This is a genomic window from Dyella flagellata (assembly GCF_030160275.1).
Lineage (GTDB): Bacteria > Pseudomonadota > Gammaproteobacteria > Xanthomonadales > Rhodanobacteraceae > Dyella_B > Dyella_B flagellata.
On the sequence record NZ_BSOA01000050.1, the window covers coordinates 18,434 to 31,961 of the forward strand.

A 13,528-nucleotide genomic window follows, 5' to 3' on the forward strand; every position below is an offset into this window, starting at 1 on the left:
GATTTTAGCCTTCAAGTGACAGACGTGCCGCATCATCCACGCCAGGCGGTTTGTGCTGCTGTACCTCAAGCACCCGCATGGTTTCCTCGTAACCGGCGTCCACCGCGAGCTGCCAGTCACGCCAATCGAGCATGCCGACGTGTTCCAGCGGCGGTGTGATCAGCAAGTCCGCCTGCTCGCGGCAACGCTCGCTGGTCTCCTCGCTGTTGACCATGGCGGCACGGGTCAACGTGGAGACCAGGCGCGGCCAGCCGGCCCCGCGCCGTTGCCGAATCCACAGGCGCCACCAGGGCGGGGTGGCGAATTCCTCGGTTTGCGCGCGCAGCTCGATGTCCGCGCGAATGCTTACCGCGGTGATGTGGGCGATGCCGTCCTCGGCCATCACGTCGGTCGGCAGGTTGTCGACCAGGGCGCCGTCCACGTACACCTGCCCGTGGTGCAGCACCGGCGGCAGGATGCCGGGGATCGAACTGCTGGCGCGTAGCCACAACCATAGCGGGCCATGGCGATGCACCACCTTGCCCTGGCCGGAGAGACTGGTGGAGACGCAGAAGAAAGGCCGCTCCAGATCCTCGATGTCGATCGCTCCGAACGCGCGCCGCAGCATGATCGCCGCGCGGCGTCCGCGCGTGAGCGCTACCAGCGGCACGGTCCAGTCCGACAGCGGCTTGCCGCGCACGAAGGCCTCGTAATACACGCGCATCATCTCCTCGATGCTCCACATATTAGCGACCCCCGCGCCGATGATGGCGCCGATGCTGGTACCGCCGATGGCATCGAAGTCGTGGCCGGCCTCGCGCAACGCGCGCAACGCACCCAGATGAGCAAGACCGCGCGCACCGCCGCCCGCCAGCACCAGCCCGCGTGCGTGGCCGCTGATCAGGCGCGCGATGCGCGGAATGTCGCTTTCGCCGCAGATGTGGTGATGCTGCAGCTCGCCACTGAACTGAGCGCGCCAGCGCCGCGCCGCGCCCTGCTGCACACGCCGCCCGGGGTGGACCAGCAACAGATGGCGCGGACGATGCCGCACGCGTGCCGGATGCCCCGGCGCTGCTTCCGGCCACAGTTTCGCCGGCTGCGCCGCCAATGCGGGCAGCAACAGCACGTCGGCCTGGCGCAGGCAGCGCAGGCGCCAGGAAGCATCCCCGGTGCTGTCCAGATAGATCACGAAGCGCGCCTGCGCTTCGCGCTCGGCGAACCAGTCGCTGCCGCGGTTCGCCCCGAGTTCGGCATCGATCACCAGGCAGCTGCCGAACTTTTCCAGGGCCTGCGCCAGTTGCATCGCCAGGCCACGCACAGGCACGGCCTGGTCCACCGGCAGGATCGCAAAGGTGCGCGGCTTGTCCGGCGGGTCCACGTGGCGTTCACGCCGGATCATCCGATCCATGGCCTGCCGCGCCATGCCGATCATGGCGCGTGGATGATGTTCGATCAGCAGCTCGAAATGGTGGCGGTCGAGCCGCAGCAGTTCACAATCGCGCAGTGCGCGCACGTTGTAACGCAAAGCTTCGCCGCTCAGCAGGCTGACCTCGCCCAGGCAGTCGTCGGCCGCAATCTGCCGGATCAATCCGGTCGGGCCGTCGAACACGCCCAGGCTGCCGCTGCGCAGCAGGTACAGCGCCTCGGCCACCTCGCCCTCCCGGTACAGGTATTGGCCGCCTGGGAGGCACATCCACTGCAGGTGGGTGGCAAGCGTCGACCGCTGCGCTTCGGTCAGATGCGCGAACAGCGGGACGCGACCGATCAGGGCATGGACGTCGGCAGGTAGCATGCGCGCGATGGTACGACGGGCGCGATGACACAGTATGCGTTCCATCGGCTTGATTTCGATCCGCAACGCACGCACCCTTCGAAGCCTGTAAGGAGCGAAACCATGAGCCAAGACAATCCCCTGCTGGCCGACCCTACGCTGCCCGCGTTTTCCCGTATCCAGCCCGAGCACGTGCTGCCGGCCGTCGAAGCCCTGCTGGCCGAAAGCCGCGCCGGCATCGCCGCGCTGACCACCCCTGGCGCGCCCAACGATTTCAAATCGGTGATGTTGCCGCAGGAGCGCTTGGAGCAGCGCATCTCGCACGCCTGGTCACCGGTTTCCCATCTGCATTCGGTGGCCGATAGCGAAGCGCTGCGCAAGGCCTATGGACCGGCCGAAGAACTGCTTACCGACTACTCCATCGAAGTCGGGCAGAACCGCGATCTGTATGCCGCTGTGCAGGCGGTGGCCGATGCGCCGGATTTCACCAGGCTATCGCGCGCGCAGCGCGCGCTGGTCGAACATGCCCTGCGCGATTTCAAGCTTTCCGGCGTGGCGCTGGAAGAACCCGCGCGCTCGCGTTTCCGCGACATCGGCGTGGAGCTGTCCAAGCTTTCCACCGAATTCTCCAACGCCGTGCTGGATGCGACGGATGCGTGGCAGGAGCACATCACCGACGAACGCGACCTGGCCGGCATCCCCGAATCGGGCCGCGCCGTACTGCGCCAGTACGCCAAGGAAAAAGGCCTGGAAGGCTACCTGGTGACGCTCAAGCAGCCCAGCGTGCAAGCGGTGATGACCTATGCCGACAAGCGCGAGTTGCGCGAACGGGTGTACTGGGCATACCAGACGCGCGCCTCCGACCAGGGACCGCATGCCGGCAAGTACGACAACACCGCGCGCATCGAAAAGATCATGGCGCTGCGCCACGAAGCCGCCCAGCTGCTGGGCTTCGCCAATGCCGCGGAAGAATCACTGGCTACCAAGATGGCCGGCACGCCGGCCGAAGTGCTGGACTTCCTGCGCGATCTCGCCTCGCGCGCCAAGCCGGTGGCGCAAAAGGAATTGGCCGCGCTGCGCGATTTCGCCGCCACCGAACTGAAGCTCGACAACCTCGAATCCTGGGATGTCGCCTATGCCGCTGAAAAACTGCGCCAGCAGCAGTACGCGCTGGACGAAGAACAGCTCAAGCCGTACTTCCCCTTGCCGGCCGTGCTCGATGGCTTGTTCGGCCTGGTGCAAAGGCTGTACGGCGTAAGCCTGAAGCCGCGCGATGGCATCGACGTGTGGCACCCCGATGTGCGCTATTACGATGTCGTCGATGCCGATGGGCATATCTTTGCCGGCGCCTATGTCGATCTCTATGCGCGTACCGGCAAGCGTGGTGGCGCCTGGATGGACGTATGCCGCGCACGCTTCGACGACGGCGCGCAGCTGGAGTTGCCGGTGGCCTACCTCACCTGCAATTTCGCGCCACCGACCGAAAGCCGTCCCGCGCTGCTCACCCACGACGACGTGCTCACGCTGTTTCATGAATTCGGTCATGGCTTCCATCTTCTTCTGACCGAAGTGCCGCTGCCCTCCGTCGGCGGCATCGAGGGCGTGGAGTGGGATGCGGTGGAGCTGCCCAGCCAGTTCATGGAGAACTTCGGCTGGAACCGCGAAGCGCTGGATCTGTTCGCCAGGCATTGGGAAACCGGCGAACGCCTGCCGGATGAGCTGTTCGAGCGCATGCTGGCGGCACGGCATTTCCACGCCGCCATGTTCCTGGTGCGCCAGCTCGAATTTGCCCTGTTCGATTTCCAGCTGCATTTGCAGTACGACCCGGTCAACGGCGCACGCACGCTCGAAGTGCTGGCGCAGACGCGCCACGAAGTGGCCGTGCTGCATCCGCCGGCCTGGCAGCGCTTTGCGCATGCCTTCACCCATATTTTCGCGGGCGGCTACGCGGCCGGTTACTACAGCTACCTATGGGCCGAGCTGTTGAGCGCGGATGCCTTTGGCGCCTTCGAGGAGCACGCGCGCGATGGGCATAGCGTGATCGACCCGGCTACCGGCGAGCGCTTTCGCCGCGAGATCCTGGCGGTGGGCGCTAGCCGGCCCGCCCTGGAGAGCTTCATCGCGTTCCGGGGCCGCAAGCCGGAACCGGAAGCCTTGCTGCGCAGCCACGGCCTGGTGTGATTGATTCGCCGCTCCTCACCCTGGCGGGGGAGGAGCAGGCAGAGGGCTCGCCGTTCCCCGCCCAACAGGTTCACAATCGCCTGCGCGCCGCCCTGTCACGCTTAGCGGTGCGAGCCGGTACCGAATCGACTGCGCTGTGGACCCAAGGAATCTGCGATGAATGCGATCACGCACCTGCCGCCCGAGTGGCACAACTGGATCCAGGAAAACCTCGCACGCGGCTGCGCTCCGCAATCGCTGATCGACGACATGGTGCGCAATCACTTCGATCCGGTGTTCGCGCGAGCCGCGGTCAACGGTGTCATGCAAGGGCCCTTCGTCGCCCCCACGCAGACGCAGGCCAAGTCCGCGCATGGTTACGCTTATGAAACACCGCGACTGCATGCCGGCAACCTGATCCGCACCTTCGATCGCGAGGTGCGCGTGGTCACGCGTATGCATCGCCCGATGATCGCTGTGCTCGATGGTGTGTTGAGTGCTGAAGAATGCGACGAGCTGATCCGCCGCTCCTCCGATAAGATGCGCCGTTCCACCACCGTGGACCCGATGACCGGCAAGCATGAAGTGATTGCCGACCGCAGTAGCGAAGGCACCTTCTTCACCCTCAACGCGGATCCCTTCATCGCCCGTCTGGATCGGCGCATTTCCGAGGTGATGAACTGGCCGGTGGAAAACGGCGAAGGCCTGCAGATCCTGCACTATGGCATCGGCGGTGAATACAAGCCGCATTACGATTATTTCCCGCCGGAAGACCCCGGCAGCCAGGTGCAGATGACCATCGGTGGTCAACGCGTCTCCACCATGGTGATGTACTTGAATGAGGTGGAAGAAGGCGGCACCACCATCTTCCCCGAGATCGGCCTTGAAGTCGTGCCGAAGCAGGGCTCGGCCGTCTATTTCGAATACACCAATAGCAACGACCAGCTGGACAAGCTCACCCTGCACGGCGGCTCGCCGGTGACGCGCGGCGAGAAATGGATCGTGACCAAGTGGATGCGGCAGCGCCGTTACGGCGAAGCTGCCGCGTAATCGCAGGCTGGGATGGTCCGCCGATATCAGGCCTGGGCGCTGTCCGCTTCGACGTGATAATGCGTCGCGACTTCCACTTCGTGCTTCGAACCCAGGAACACCGGCACGCGCTGGTGCAAGCCGGTCGGCTGTAGTTCGAGCAGGCGCTGGCGACCGGTGGTGGCCGCGCCACCGGCCTGCTCGATGATGAAGGCCATCGGATTGGCCTCGTACATCAGGCGCAGCTTGCCGCCCTTGGCTCTGATCTTCGCATCCAGCGGATAGAAGAACACGCCGCCGCGGGTGATGATGCGGTGCACGTCGGCCACCATCGAGGCGACCCAGCGCATGTTGAAGTCGCGGCCGCGCGGGCCGTCCTTGCCGGCGAGCAATTCACCGACATAGCGTTGCATCGGCGCTTCCCAATGGCGCTGGTTGGACATGTTGATGGCGAATTCGCCGGTTTCCTCCGGAATGCGGATATCGCGGCGGCTGAGGATGAAGCTGCCCACTTCGCGATCGAGCGTGAACTCGTGTGTGCCGTGGCCGAAGGTCAGCACCAGTACGGTAGCGGGGCCGTACACCACGTAGCCTGCGGCGAGCTGGGTGGTGCCGGCTTGCAGGAAGTGTTCGGCCTTCGGGTTGGTGATGCCATCTGGGCAGCGCAGCACGGAGAAGATGGTGCCGACCGAAATGTTCACGTCGATATTCGAGCTGCCGTCCAGCGGATCGAACAGCAGCAGGTGATTGCCCTTCGGATACATGTCGGGAATCGGCTGCGGGTCTTCCATCTCCTCGGAGGCGCAGGCGGCGAGCTGGCCGCCCCAGGCGTTGGCTTCCAGCAGGATCTCGTTGGAGATCACGTCCAGCTTCTTCTGTGCTTCACCTTGGATGTTGCCGGTGCCTGCCTCGCCCAGCACGCCGCCGATGGCGCCCTTGTTGGTGGCGACGGCGATGCGCTTGCAGGCGCGCGCGACCACTTCGATCAGCAAGCTGAGCTCGGCGTTGACGTGGCCGGCGCGGCGTTCTTCGATCAGGAACTGGATCAGCGAGATGGGCTTCATGACGGCTCGGCAGGCTAAGGGGCCGCCATTGTCCCGGGTCAGCCGCAAGGAAGCCAGTCGAGCGCCTGAACCGTCGCGCATCTTGCTGCTGACAACACGCTGGCAGTAGCGGTAGCGCAAGCTCTCACCATCGAAGCGGAGGGACGGACATGCGCGATACGGTCTATGTGCTGGTGTTCGAAGGGTTTGCGGATTGGCAGGTGGCCTTGGCCCTGGCTGAAATCCGTCGCCCGGGGGAATGGGAGGTACGCAGCGCCGGTTTCACGCGCGAGCCGGTCACTTCGATGAGCGGGTTGCGGGTATTGCCCGATATAAGCGTGGATGAGCTGGACCTGGAGGCAGCCGCCTTGCTGATCGTCCCGGGCGGGCATCTTTGGTTGTCCACGCAAGTGGAACGGACGGCGGCAGCTGCGCGGCGTGTGTATGAGGCCGGCGCGCCAGTTGCCGCCATCGATCAGGGCGTGCTGGCCCTGGCGCGTGCCGGCTTGCTGGAGCATTGCCGGCATACCGGCAACTGGCCGGGACAGCTCGGCCGTGAAGTGGCGGCGTACGCCGGGCACGACCAATACGACGCCAATGTGCTTGCGGTGGCCGATGGCGGCGTCATCACCGCCAGCCACCTGGGCAGCATCGAATTTGCGCGGGAAATCATCCACACGCTGGATCTGTACAACGCCAGCGATCGCGAACACTGGTACCGCTTGTTCAAGCACGCCTTGCCGCCGCCGTGGTTGGCCGGCGAGCCGGTCGAAGTGATTCGCGCAGCTGAGGTATCTACGACATGAGTAGCTTCTTCGATCGCGTTCTGGCCGCTTATCGGCCGCTGTATCTGCGGGGCTTGTTGATGGATGGGCAATACCGCCTGCCCGCCCAGCCAGAGGAAAAACCGCAAAAAGGCAACCGGGTGGTGCAAGTCACGCCGGTGTTCGAGCCCGGACGCAAGCGGGTGCTGCTCGCTCCGGCCCTCGCTTCCACCAGCTTGTGCGCGCGCTCGACCGATGAGGCGTCGGGCGGCTTGAGCGGCGCTTGAATCCATTACCAGGAACTGATCATGCAAAAGACCTATCACGGCAGTTGCCATTGCGGTGCGGTGCGCTTTGAAGCGGACATCGACCTGGCGACGCAAGGTACGGGACGTTGCAATTGCTCTATCTGCGCCAAGGCGCGGCAGTGGGGCACGGTGGTGAAGCCTGGAGCATTCCGGCTCATCGACGGCGAAACGGAGCTTAGCGATTACCAGTTCGGAACCCACAGCATGCATCACCTGTTCTGCAAGCACTGCGGCATCCGGCCGTTCGGCAAGGGCAATCTGGACGTGCTGGGCGGCGAATTCTATTTCGTCAACGTGTTCTGCCTGGATGACGCCGAACCGGCGGAGTTGATCGAGGCGCCGCTGCGTTTTTCGGATGGGCGCCACAACAACTGGCAGAACGTACCAGCCGAAACGCGGCATCTGTAACCCAACCTCATAGGTGACGACATGGACCGGAAGATTGTCTTTTATCACGCGCCGAACAGCCGCTCGGGCGGCACGCTGACGTTGTTGGAAGAACTGGGAGCCGAGTACGAGCTCCATGTGCTCAATCTCAGGGCCGGCGAGCTGCGTGGTCCTGACTATCGGGCCATCAATCCGATGGGCAAGGTGCCGGCGATTCGGCATGGCGATGCCTTGATCACCGAACAGCCGGCCATCTTCATGTACCTGGCCGACCTGTATGCCGAAGCTGGGCTTGCCCCGGCCGGCAACGATCCATTGCGCGGTCCTTATTTGCGCTGGATGGTCTTCTACGGGTCCTGCTTCGAGCCGGCGCTGGTTGACCGTTCGTTGAACCGCGATCCGGCGCCCCCGTCGACCTCGCCCTATGGCACCTGGGAAGACGTCATGAACACCTTACAGCTGCAGCTGGCCAAGGGCCCGTACATGCTCGGCGAACGATTCACCGCGCTGGACGTACTGTGGGGCGGCGCCTTGCACTGGGCGACACTGTTCAAGCTGGTACCGGAAACGCCGCTGATCCGCGCCTACATCGATCGCGTGATCACGCGCCCCGCGATACAGCGTGCTGCGGCCAGGGACGCCGAGTTTGTCGCGCGGCATGTGGCGTGAGATCAGCCGATGGCAACGGTCATGCATGACTTCGGACGCTGTTCCGTAAGCGCGACCTGGGCGATGATGGGTGGATGCGTCGCGCCGATCGCCTCTTCCTCATCATCAACGCCCTGCGTGGACGCCGTACCGCGTTGCAGGCGCGCCAGCTCGCCGAAATGCTGGGGGTATCGCTGCGCACGGTCTACCGTGATGTGGCGGACCTCCAGCTCTCGGGCGTACCGATCGAAGGCGAAGCCGGCGTCGGTTACGTGCTGCGCAAGGGCTCGGACATTCCGCCGCTGATGTTTACCGCCGAGGAGCTCGAATCGCTGGTGGTCGGCACGCGCTTCGTACGCGCCTTTGCGGGCGAGAAGCTGGCGGCCGGCGCGCAGGCCGCACTGATGAAGATCGAGGCGGTGCTGCCGCCGGAGTTGCGCGAACGCTCCTCTCGCACGCGAATCTATGCACCGATCTGGCGCGACGAAAATTCCACTGCGTTCGCCGAACGCATTGACCAGCTACATGCGGCGATCGAAGCCCAGAACGTCCTGAAGCTGTTCTACCGGGACGAGCTGGGCCGCGAAAGCGAGCGCGACGTGGAACCGCTGTGCCTGGCGTTCTGGGGCGGCAAATGGACACTCGGCACCTGGTGCCGCTTGCGCAAGGATTTCCGCAACTTCCGTCCTGACCGCATCGCTCGCATGCAGCACACCGGCGAAATATTCCAGAGTGCCGCCAATCGTGACCTGGCTTCTTATCTGCAGGCGATGCGCGGCTACTTCTCGGGGCTGGAATAAGCCGAGCAACCTTTGCCGGCGCTCTTACGCTACCCTGCGCCCACCAGGGCCTTTGCAGGAGTCATCTCATGTCGTCAGGCGTGCGTCATCCCTTGTTGTCGATTGCTCCGGCCAAGCTGCGCCCCACCCAGATGACCGTGGGCAAGGCTGAAGTGGCTCAAAAGCGGGCGCAATGGGAAAAGCTCGGCAAGAAGAAGCGCAAGGAGCTGCTGGCCGCGCACTGGTTCCCCGGCGTGCTGGGACCCAAGCACCAGGTCTACATCGTCGATCACCACCATCTCGGACTGGCCCTGTGCGAGGAAGCGGTCAAGGAAGTACCGGTGATGATCCAGCGCGATTTTTCCTGGCTGGAGCCGGAGGTGTTCTGGCGCACCATGGAATTCAACCGCTGGGCGCATCCCTACGACGAGCATGGCCAACGGCAGGAATACGACGCGATTCCCCGCAACCTGACCGACATGGTCGACGATCCTTATCGCACCCTGGCAGCGCGCGTGCGCACGGCCGGCGGTTTCTCCAAGGACGCCACGCCCTATTCGGAATTCCTGTGGGCGGAATTCTACCGGCGCAACCTCAAGCTCAAGGGCGATCGAGTTACCTCCAAGCAGTTGCAGGATGCGCTACTGCTCGCGCACTCGCATGAAGCGGGCTACCTGCCCGGCTGGAGCGGGCAAATCCAATGAGCACGGCCGTTTCGCCGGCCCGTATCACCGACGTACTGGCGGGCCTGGGCATAGCAGGCTTGCTGTTGCCTGAAGCGGTCGCATATTCGGGTATCGCCGGCATGCCACCGCAGGCGGGCGTAGTGGCTCTGTTCGTCGGGCTGATCTGTTACGGGCTCTTGGGCACCAGCCGTTTCGCGATCGTCTCATCTACTTCGTCATCGGCGGCGGTGCTGGCGGCGGGCACGTTGCTGCTGGCTGGCGGCGGGGCAAATCGCGCGGCTGTCGCCGCTACGCTCGTGTTGCTTGGCGGCATCTGCTTTCTCATCGCAGGCTCGGCTCGGCTCGGTGGGTTGTCGCATCTGATCGCACGCCCCGTGCTGCGCGGCTATACCTTCGGGCTGGCGATCGTGATCGCGCTCAAGCAGCTGCCGCACCTGGGTGGCTGGCCGGATCTGCACGGCGACTTCGTGCCGCTACTGGTAGCGGACCTGGTGCGTACATCGGGACAGGTGCATGCGATTACGCTACTCACCGGTGTGCTGGCACTGGCGGTGTTGTACGCCTGCGAGCGTTTGCGCCGCTTGCCGGGCAGCCTGCTGGTGATCGCGCTGGGCGTGGCGGCCTCCCAATGGCTGGCAGCGCATGGCGTGCCGCTCACCGGTGCGATCCGCTTGCAGTTGAGCATCGGCATGCCGGTGTGGCCGTCCAGCGGCCAATGGCTGCCGAGCGTGGAACTGGCTGCGGCGCTGCTGCTGATCCTGTATGCCGAGTCTTACAGCTCGATCCGTGGTTTCGCCTTGAAGCACAACGATCCGGTGGCACCGAATCGCGACCTGCTGGTGCTTGGCGTGGCCAACGTACTCAGCGGCTTGTGCCAGGGCATGCCGGTGGGCGCCGGTTATTCCGCCACTTCCGCCAACGAGGCCGGGGGAGCGCAATCACGGCTGGCAGGACTGATCGCAGCGGCCACGGTCTTGCTGATGGTCTTGCTGCTGCTGCGCTGGATCGAACGCATTCCGCTTGCCGTGCTGGCAGCCATCGTGATTCACGCGGTGAGCAAGTCGTGGCGGCTGTCGGTCTTTCGTCCCTACCTGCAATGGCGGCGCGATCGCTTGCTCGCACTCGCCGCGGTAGTGGCGGTGCTTTCGGTGGGCATTCTCAACGGCCTGCTGTTTGCCATCGGCTTCAGTCTGGTCCTGTTGCTGCGCCAACTCGCCTCGGCGCGCGTGAGCGTGCTCGGCCGTCTCGCCGGCAGCCACGATTTCGTGGACATCGCGCAGCACAAGGATGCGGTGCCGCCGCCGGGCATGCTGATCCTGCGCCCGGAAGAGCCTTTGTTCTTCGCCAATGCCGAAGCGGTCATGACGCTGGCGCGCAAGCAGGTGGAAGAGCATGCCGGCGTGAAACAGCTGGTGTTGAGCCTGGAGGCATCGCCGGATCTGGACAGCACCGCGCTGGAGTCGCTGGGTGATTTTGCCGCGTGGCTTGAGGCGCGAGGAATCGGTCTGCGCATGGCGCGCCTGAAGGATGAAACCCGCAACCTGCTGCTGCGTGCTGCCCTACCCCAGCTTTCGTCACAGGCATTGGATAATTGGAGCGTGGAAGATGCCGTGTCGGCATCCCTAGCCACGACGTCATCCACAGGGAATCAAGCTCAGTGAAAAATATCACTCGGATCGGCTGCCTGGCCGCAGGCCTGCTGCTGACCATACCGGCCTTCGCGCAGCAAAGCGCGGATGCACGCTTCAAGCAGGTTTACGAAAAAGAATGGGCCTGGCGCACCGGCCAGGCCGGCGTCAGCGCCTCCGGCGAAGCCCAGCCGAACAACGGCCGCCTCGACCAGGTCGACGCCAAGCGCCAGCAGCAGCGGCTGGATGATTGGCGCAAGGTGATGAGCCAGCTGGATGCGATCGATCCGAAGCAGCTTTCCGCCGCCGAGCAGGTGAACTACGCGATCTACCGCGAGCAGATCCGCAACTTCATCGCCGACCAGCAGTTCAAGCAATGGCAGATGCCGTTCAACAGCGATTCGGCGTTCTGGAGCGAGCTGGACAACGATCTGGGCAGCGATTCGCTGCATAACGAATCGGACTATCGCCGCTACGTGGATCGCCTGGGCCAGGTACCGGCGTATTTCGACCAGGAAATCGCCAACATGCGTGCCGGCCTCAAGCGCGGTTTCAGCGTGCCGCAGGCGGTGCTGGCGGGGCGTGACGTGTCCATCGCTGCTATCGCGGACGTGAAGGACCCCACGCAAACCTCGTTCTACGAACCGCTGCAGCACATGCCTTCGAACATCCCGACGGTGACGGCCGCAGCCATCCAGGCCGACGCGCGCGCGAAGATCAGCCGCGACGTGATTCCCGCTTACGCCAAACTGCTCGCTTTCTTCCGCACGGAATATGTGCCGCAAGCACGTACTACGCTGGCCGCCGAAGCGCTGCCGGATGGCAAGAACTACTACCGCCAGCAGATCCGTGAATACACCACGCTCGATCTCGATCCTGACGCCATTCACCGCATCGGGTTGGAGCAAGTCGAGAAAATTCACGCGCAGATGCTCGAGGTGATGCAGCAAACCGGCTTCAAGGGCAGTTTTGCCGACTTCCTGCATTTCCTGCGCAGCGACCCGCAGTTCTACGCCAAGACCCCGCAGGAGTTGCTCGACAAGACCGCGTGGGTGGCAAAGGAGGTGGATGGCCAGCTCGGCAAGTTCTTTGGCCACTTGCCGCGGGCGCGCTTCACCATCGAGCCGGTGCCCGATGCCATCGCGCCGTACTACACCTCCGGACGTGGCGGCCCGGATGTCTACCTGGTCAACACCTACGATCTGCCCGCGCGCCCGCTCTACAACATGCCCGCGCTGACCCTGCACGAATCCTATCCCGGCCATGCCTTGCAACTGGAGCTGGCTGCAGAGCAGCGCGACCAGCCGGCGTTCCGCCGCAATAGCTACATTTCGGCCTACGGCGAGGGTTGGGCGCTGTACTCCGAATACCTCGGCAACGAGATGGGCATCTACAAGACGCCCTACCAGCGCTTCGGCTATCTCACCTACCAGATGTGGCGCGCCTGCCGCCTGGTGGTCGATACCGGCATCCATCATCTGGGCTGGACGCGCCAGCAGGCGATCGACTTCATGACCGAGAACACCGCCCTGTCCGATCGCGAAATCGCCAACGAAGTGGATCGCTACATCAGCTGGCCCGGCCAGGCTCTGTCCTACGAGCTGGGCTACCTGAAGATCCTGGAGCTGCGCGCGAAGGCCGAGAAAGCGCTGGGACCGAAGTTCGACCTGCGCGCCTTCCATGACACGGTGCTTGCCGTGGGTTCGGTGCCGCTGCCGCTGCTGGAACAGCGGATCGACCGGTTCATCGCGGAGGGTGGTCGTGAACCGTAGGCTGGGATTGTCATCCCAGCCGGCGCCGCCGGAGCCTTGGCAAAAACTTCACCAATAAAGTAGTATTGACCCAAGCTCTATTGGGAGAGTTCGTCGTGACAGCCCATGCCTTGACCCGGCCAAGCCCCGCCGAAGAACTGAGCGGCCCTGCCTTGCGGGCCTTCTTCAACATGGCCGAGCGCTGGCACTTGCGCATCGCCGAACAGCGTACGCTGCTCGGCGAGCCGCCCGAATCCACCTTCTACAAGTGGAAGCGCCACCAGGACGGCGCGCTGGGGCGCGACACGCTGGAGCGCATCAGTTATCTGCTCGGCATCTACAAGGCACTGCAGATCCTGTTTCCCAACGCCGAGCAGGCCGATGCCTGGCTGCATAAACCCAATCGCTCGCCGCTGTTCGGTGGGCAGTCGGCGCTCGATCGCATGCTTTCGGGCAACGTGGGCGATCTGTACGTAGTGCGGCAATACCTGGACGCGCAGCGCGGCTGGTAAGCAACCCGTCGCAGCCGGCGAGAAGCCGCTCCGGCATCATTCCCCATCGAACAGGGACAGACCAACGATGCGGTGAAGTGCCG

The 13,528-nt window shown here is 64.2% G+C and carries 13 protein-coding genes; 11 read left to right on the top strand and 2 right to left on the bottom strand.

Features of this window, described 5'->3' with window-relative positions; all coding sequences use genetic code 11:
- Nucleotides 1–4: 4 nt before the first annotated feature.
- Complete coding sequence (locus QQJ96_RS21440; protein ID WP_284334076.1) at nt 5–1,816, bottom strand: patatin-like phospholipase family protein; 1,812 nt, start codon at nt 1,814–1,816, stop codon at nt 5–7.
- 57 nt (nt 1,817–1,873) lie between these two features.
- On the opposite strand from QQJ96_RS21440, the gene QQJ96_RS21445 reads away from it, so the two are divergent.
- Together QQJ96_RS21445 and QQJ96_RS21450 are read left to right on the top strand one after the other, a co-directional pair.
- Nucleotides 1,874–3,931 carry a M3 family metallopeptidase gene (locus tag QQJ96_RS21445; protein ID WP_284334077.1) on the top strand — a complete coding sequence of 686 codons (2,058 nt, stop codon included), beginning with the start codon at nt 1,874–1,876 and terminating at the stop codon, nt 3,929–3,931.
- A 156-nt stretch (nt 3,932–4,087) separates the two neighbouring features.
- Nucleotides 4,088–4,960, top strand: a complete 873-nt coding sequence (locus tag QQJ96_RS21450) for a 2OG-Fe(II) oxygenase (protein ID WP_284334078.1) — start codon at nt 4,088–4,090, stop codon at nt 4,958–4,960.
- Nucleotides 4,961–4,986: 26 nt separating this feature from the next.
- On the opposite strand, the gene QQJ96_RS21455 is transcribed toward QQJ96_RS21450, so the two are convergent.
- Nucleotides 4,987–6,003: a class 1 fructose-bisphosphatase gene (locus tag QQJ96_RS21455; protein ID WP_284334079.1), complete on the bottom strand. Its 1,017-nt coding sequence runs from the start codon at nt 6,001–6,003 to the stop codon at nt 4,987–4,989.
- A gap of 149 nt (nt 6,004–6,152) precedes the next feature.
- On the opposite strand from QQJ96_RS21455, the gene QQJ96_RS21460 reads away from it, so the two are divergent.
- From QQJ96_RS21460 to QQJ96_RS21500, 9 genes are all read left to right on the top strand, one after another.
- Nucleotides 6,153–6,788, top strand: a complete 636-nt coding sequence (locus QQJ96_RS21460; RefSeq protein WP_284334080.1) for a DJ-1/PfpI family protein — start codon at nt 6,153–6,155, stop codon at nt 6,786–6,788.
- Nucleotides 6,785–7,033 carry a hypothetical protein gene (locus QQJ96_RS21465; protein ID WP_284334081.1) on the top strand — a complete coding sequence of 83 codons (249 nt, stop codon included), beginning with the start codon at nt 6,785–6,787 and terminating at the stop codon, nt 7,031–7,033. Before QQJ96_RS21460 ends, QQJ96_RS21465 begins: the two co-directional genes overlap by 4 nt.
- A gap of 21 nt (nt 7,034–7,054) precedes the next feature.
- The gene (locus QQJ96_RS21470; RefSeq protein WP_284334082.1) at nt 7,055–7,462 is read left to right on the top strand and encodes a GFA family protein; all 408 of its coding nucleotides are present in this window, start codon (nt 7,055–7,057) and stop codon (nt 7,460–7,462) included.
- A 21-nt stretch (nt 7,463–7,483) separates the two neighbouring features.
- Nucleotides 7,484–8,110 (top strand): glutathione S-transferase family protein, encoded by a 627-nt coding sequence (locus QQJ96_RS21475; protein WP_284334083.1) that lies wholly within the window; start codon nt 7,484–7,486, stop codon nt 8,108–8,110.
- Between the two features lie 74 nt (nt 8,111–8,184).
- Nucleotides 8,185–8,889: a helix-turn-helix transcriptional regulator gene (locus tag QQJ96_RS21480; protein WP_284334084.1), complete on the top strand. Its 705-nt coding sequence runs from the start codon at nt 8,185–8,187 to the stop codon at nt 8,887–8,889.
- Between the two features lie 68 nt (nt 8,890–8,957).
- Nucleotides 8,958–9,572, top strand: coding sequence for a ParB-like protein (locus QQJ96_RS21485; RefSeq protein ID WP_284334085.1), 615 nt, complete (start codon nt 8,958–8,960; stop codon nt 9,570–9,572).
- Nucleotides 9,569–11,215, top strand: coding sequence for a SulP family inorganic anion transporter (locus QQJ96_RS21490; RefSeq protein WP_284334086.1), 1,647 nt, complete (start codon nt 9,569–9,571; stop codon nt 11,213–11,215). Before QQJ96_RS21485 ends, QQJ96_RS21490 begins: the two co-directional genes overlap by 4 nt.
- 5 nt (nt 11,216–11,220) lie before the next feature.
- Entirely contained in the window at nt 11,221–12,954 is a 1,734-nt protein-coding gene (locus QQJ96_RS21495) for a DUF885 domain-containing protein (protein WP_404649095.1), read from the top strand.
- Between the two features lie 95 nt (nt 12,955–13,049).
- Nucleotides 13,050–13,445 (top strand): MbcA/ParS/Xre antitoxin family protein, encoded by a 396-nt coding sequence (locus QQJ96_RS21500; RefSeq protein ID WP_284334087.1) that lies wholly within the window; start codon nt 13,050–13,052, stop codon nt 13,443–13,445.
- Nucleotides 13,446–13,528 lie beyond the last annotated feature (83 nt).

Coding starts and splice junctions, on each gene's coding strand:
- QQJ96_RS21450 (WP_284334078.1), top strand. CDS start 4,088: ATGAATGCGATCACGCACCTGCCGCCCGAGTGGCACAACTGGATCCAG.
- QQJ96_RS21485 (WP_284334085.1), top strand. CDS start 8,958: ATGTCGTCAGGCGTGCGTCATCCCTTGTTGTCGATTGCTCCGGCCAAG.
- QQJ96_RS21490 (WP_284334086.1), top strand. CDS start 9,569: ATGAGCACGGCCGTTTCGCCGGCCCGTATCACCGACGTACTGGCGGGC.
- QQJ96_RS21480 (WP_284334084.1), top strand. CDS start 8,185: ATGCGTCGCGCCGATCGCCTCTTCCTCATCATCAACGCCCTGCGTGGA.
- QQJ96_RS21445 (WP_284334077.1), top strand. CDS start 1,874: ATGAGCCAAGACAATCCCCTGCTGGCCGACCCTACGCTGCCCGCGTTT.
- QQJ96_RS21470 (WP_284334082.1), top strand. CDS start 7,055: ATGCAAAAGACCTATCACGGCAGTTGCCATTGCGGTGCGGTGCGCTTT.
- QQJ96_RS21460 (WP_284334080.1), top strand. CDS start 6,153: ATGCGCGATACGGTCTATGTGCTGGTGTTCGAAGGGTTTGCGGATTGG.
- QQJ96_RS21440 (WP_284334076.1), bottom strand. CDS start 1,816: ATGGAACGCATACTGTGTCATCGCGCCCGTCGTACCATCGCGCGCATG.
- QQJ96_RS21475 (WP_284334083.1), top strand. CDS start 7,484: ATGGACCGGAAGATTGTCTTTTATCACGCGCCGAACAGCCGCTCGGGC.
- QQJ96_RS21465 (WP_284334081.1), top strand. CDS start 6,785: ATGAGTAGCTTCTTCGATCGCGTTCTGGCCGCTTATCGGCCGCTGTAT.
- QQJ96_RS21455 (WP_284334079.1), bottom strand. CDS start 6,003: ATGAAGCCCATCTCGCTGATCCAGTTCCTGATCGAAGAACGCCGCGCC.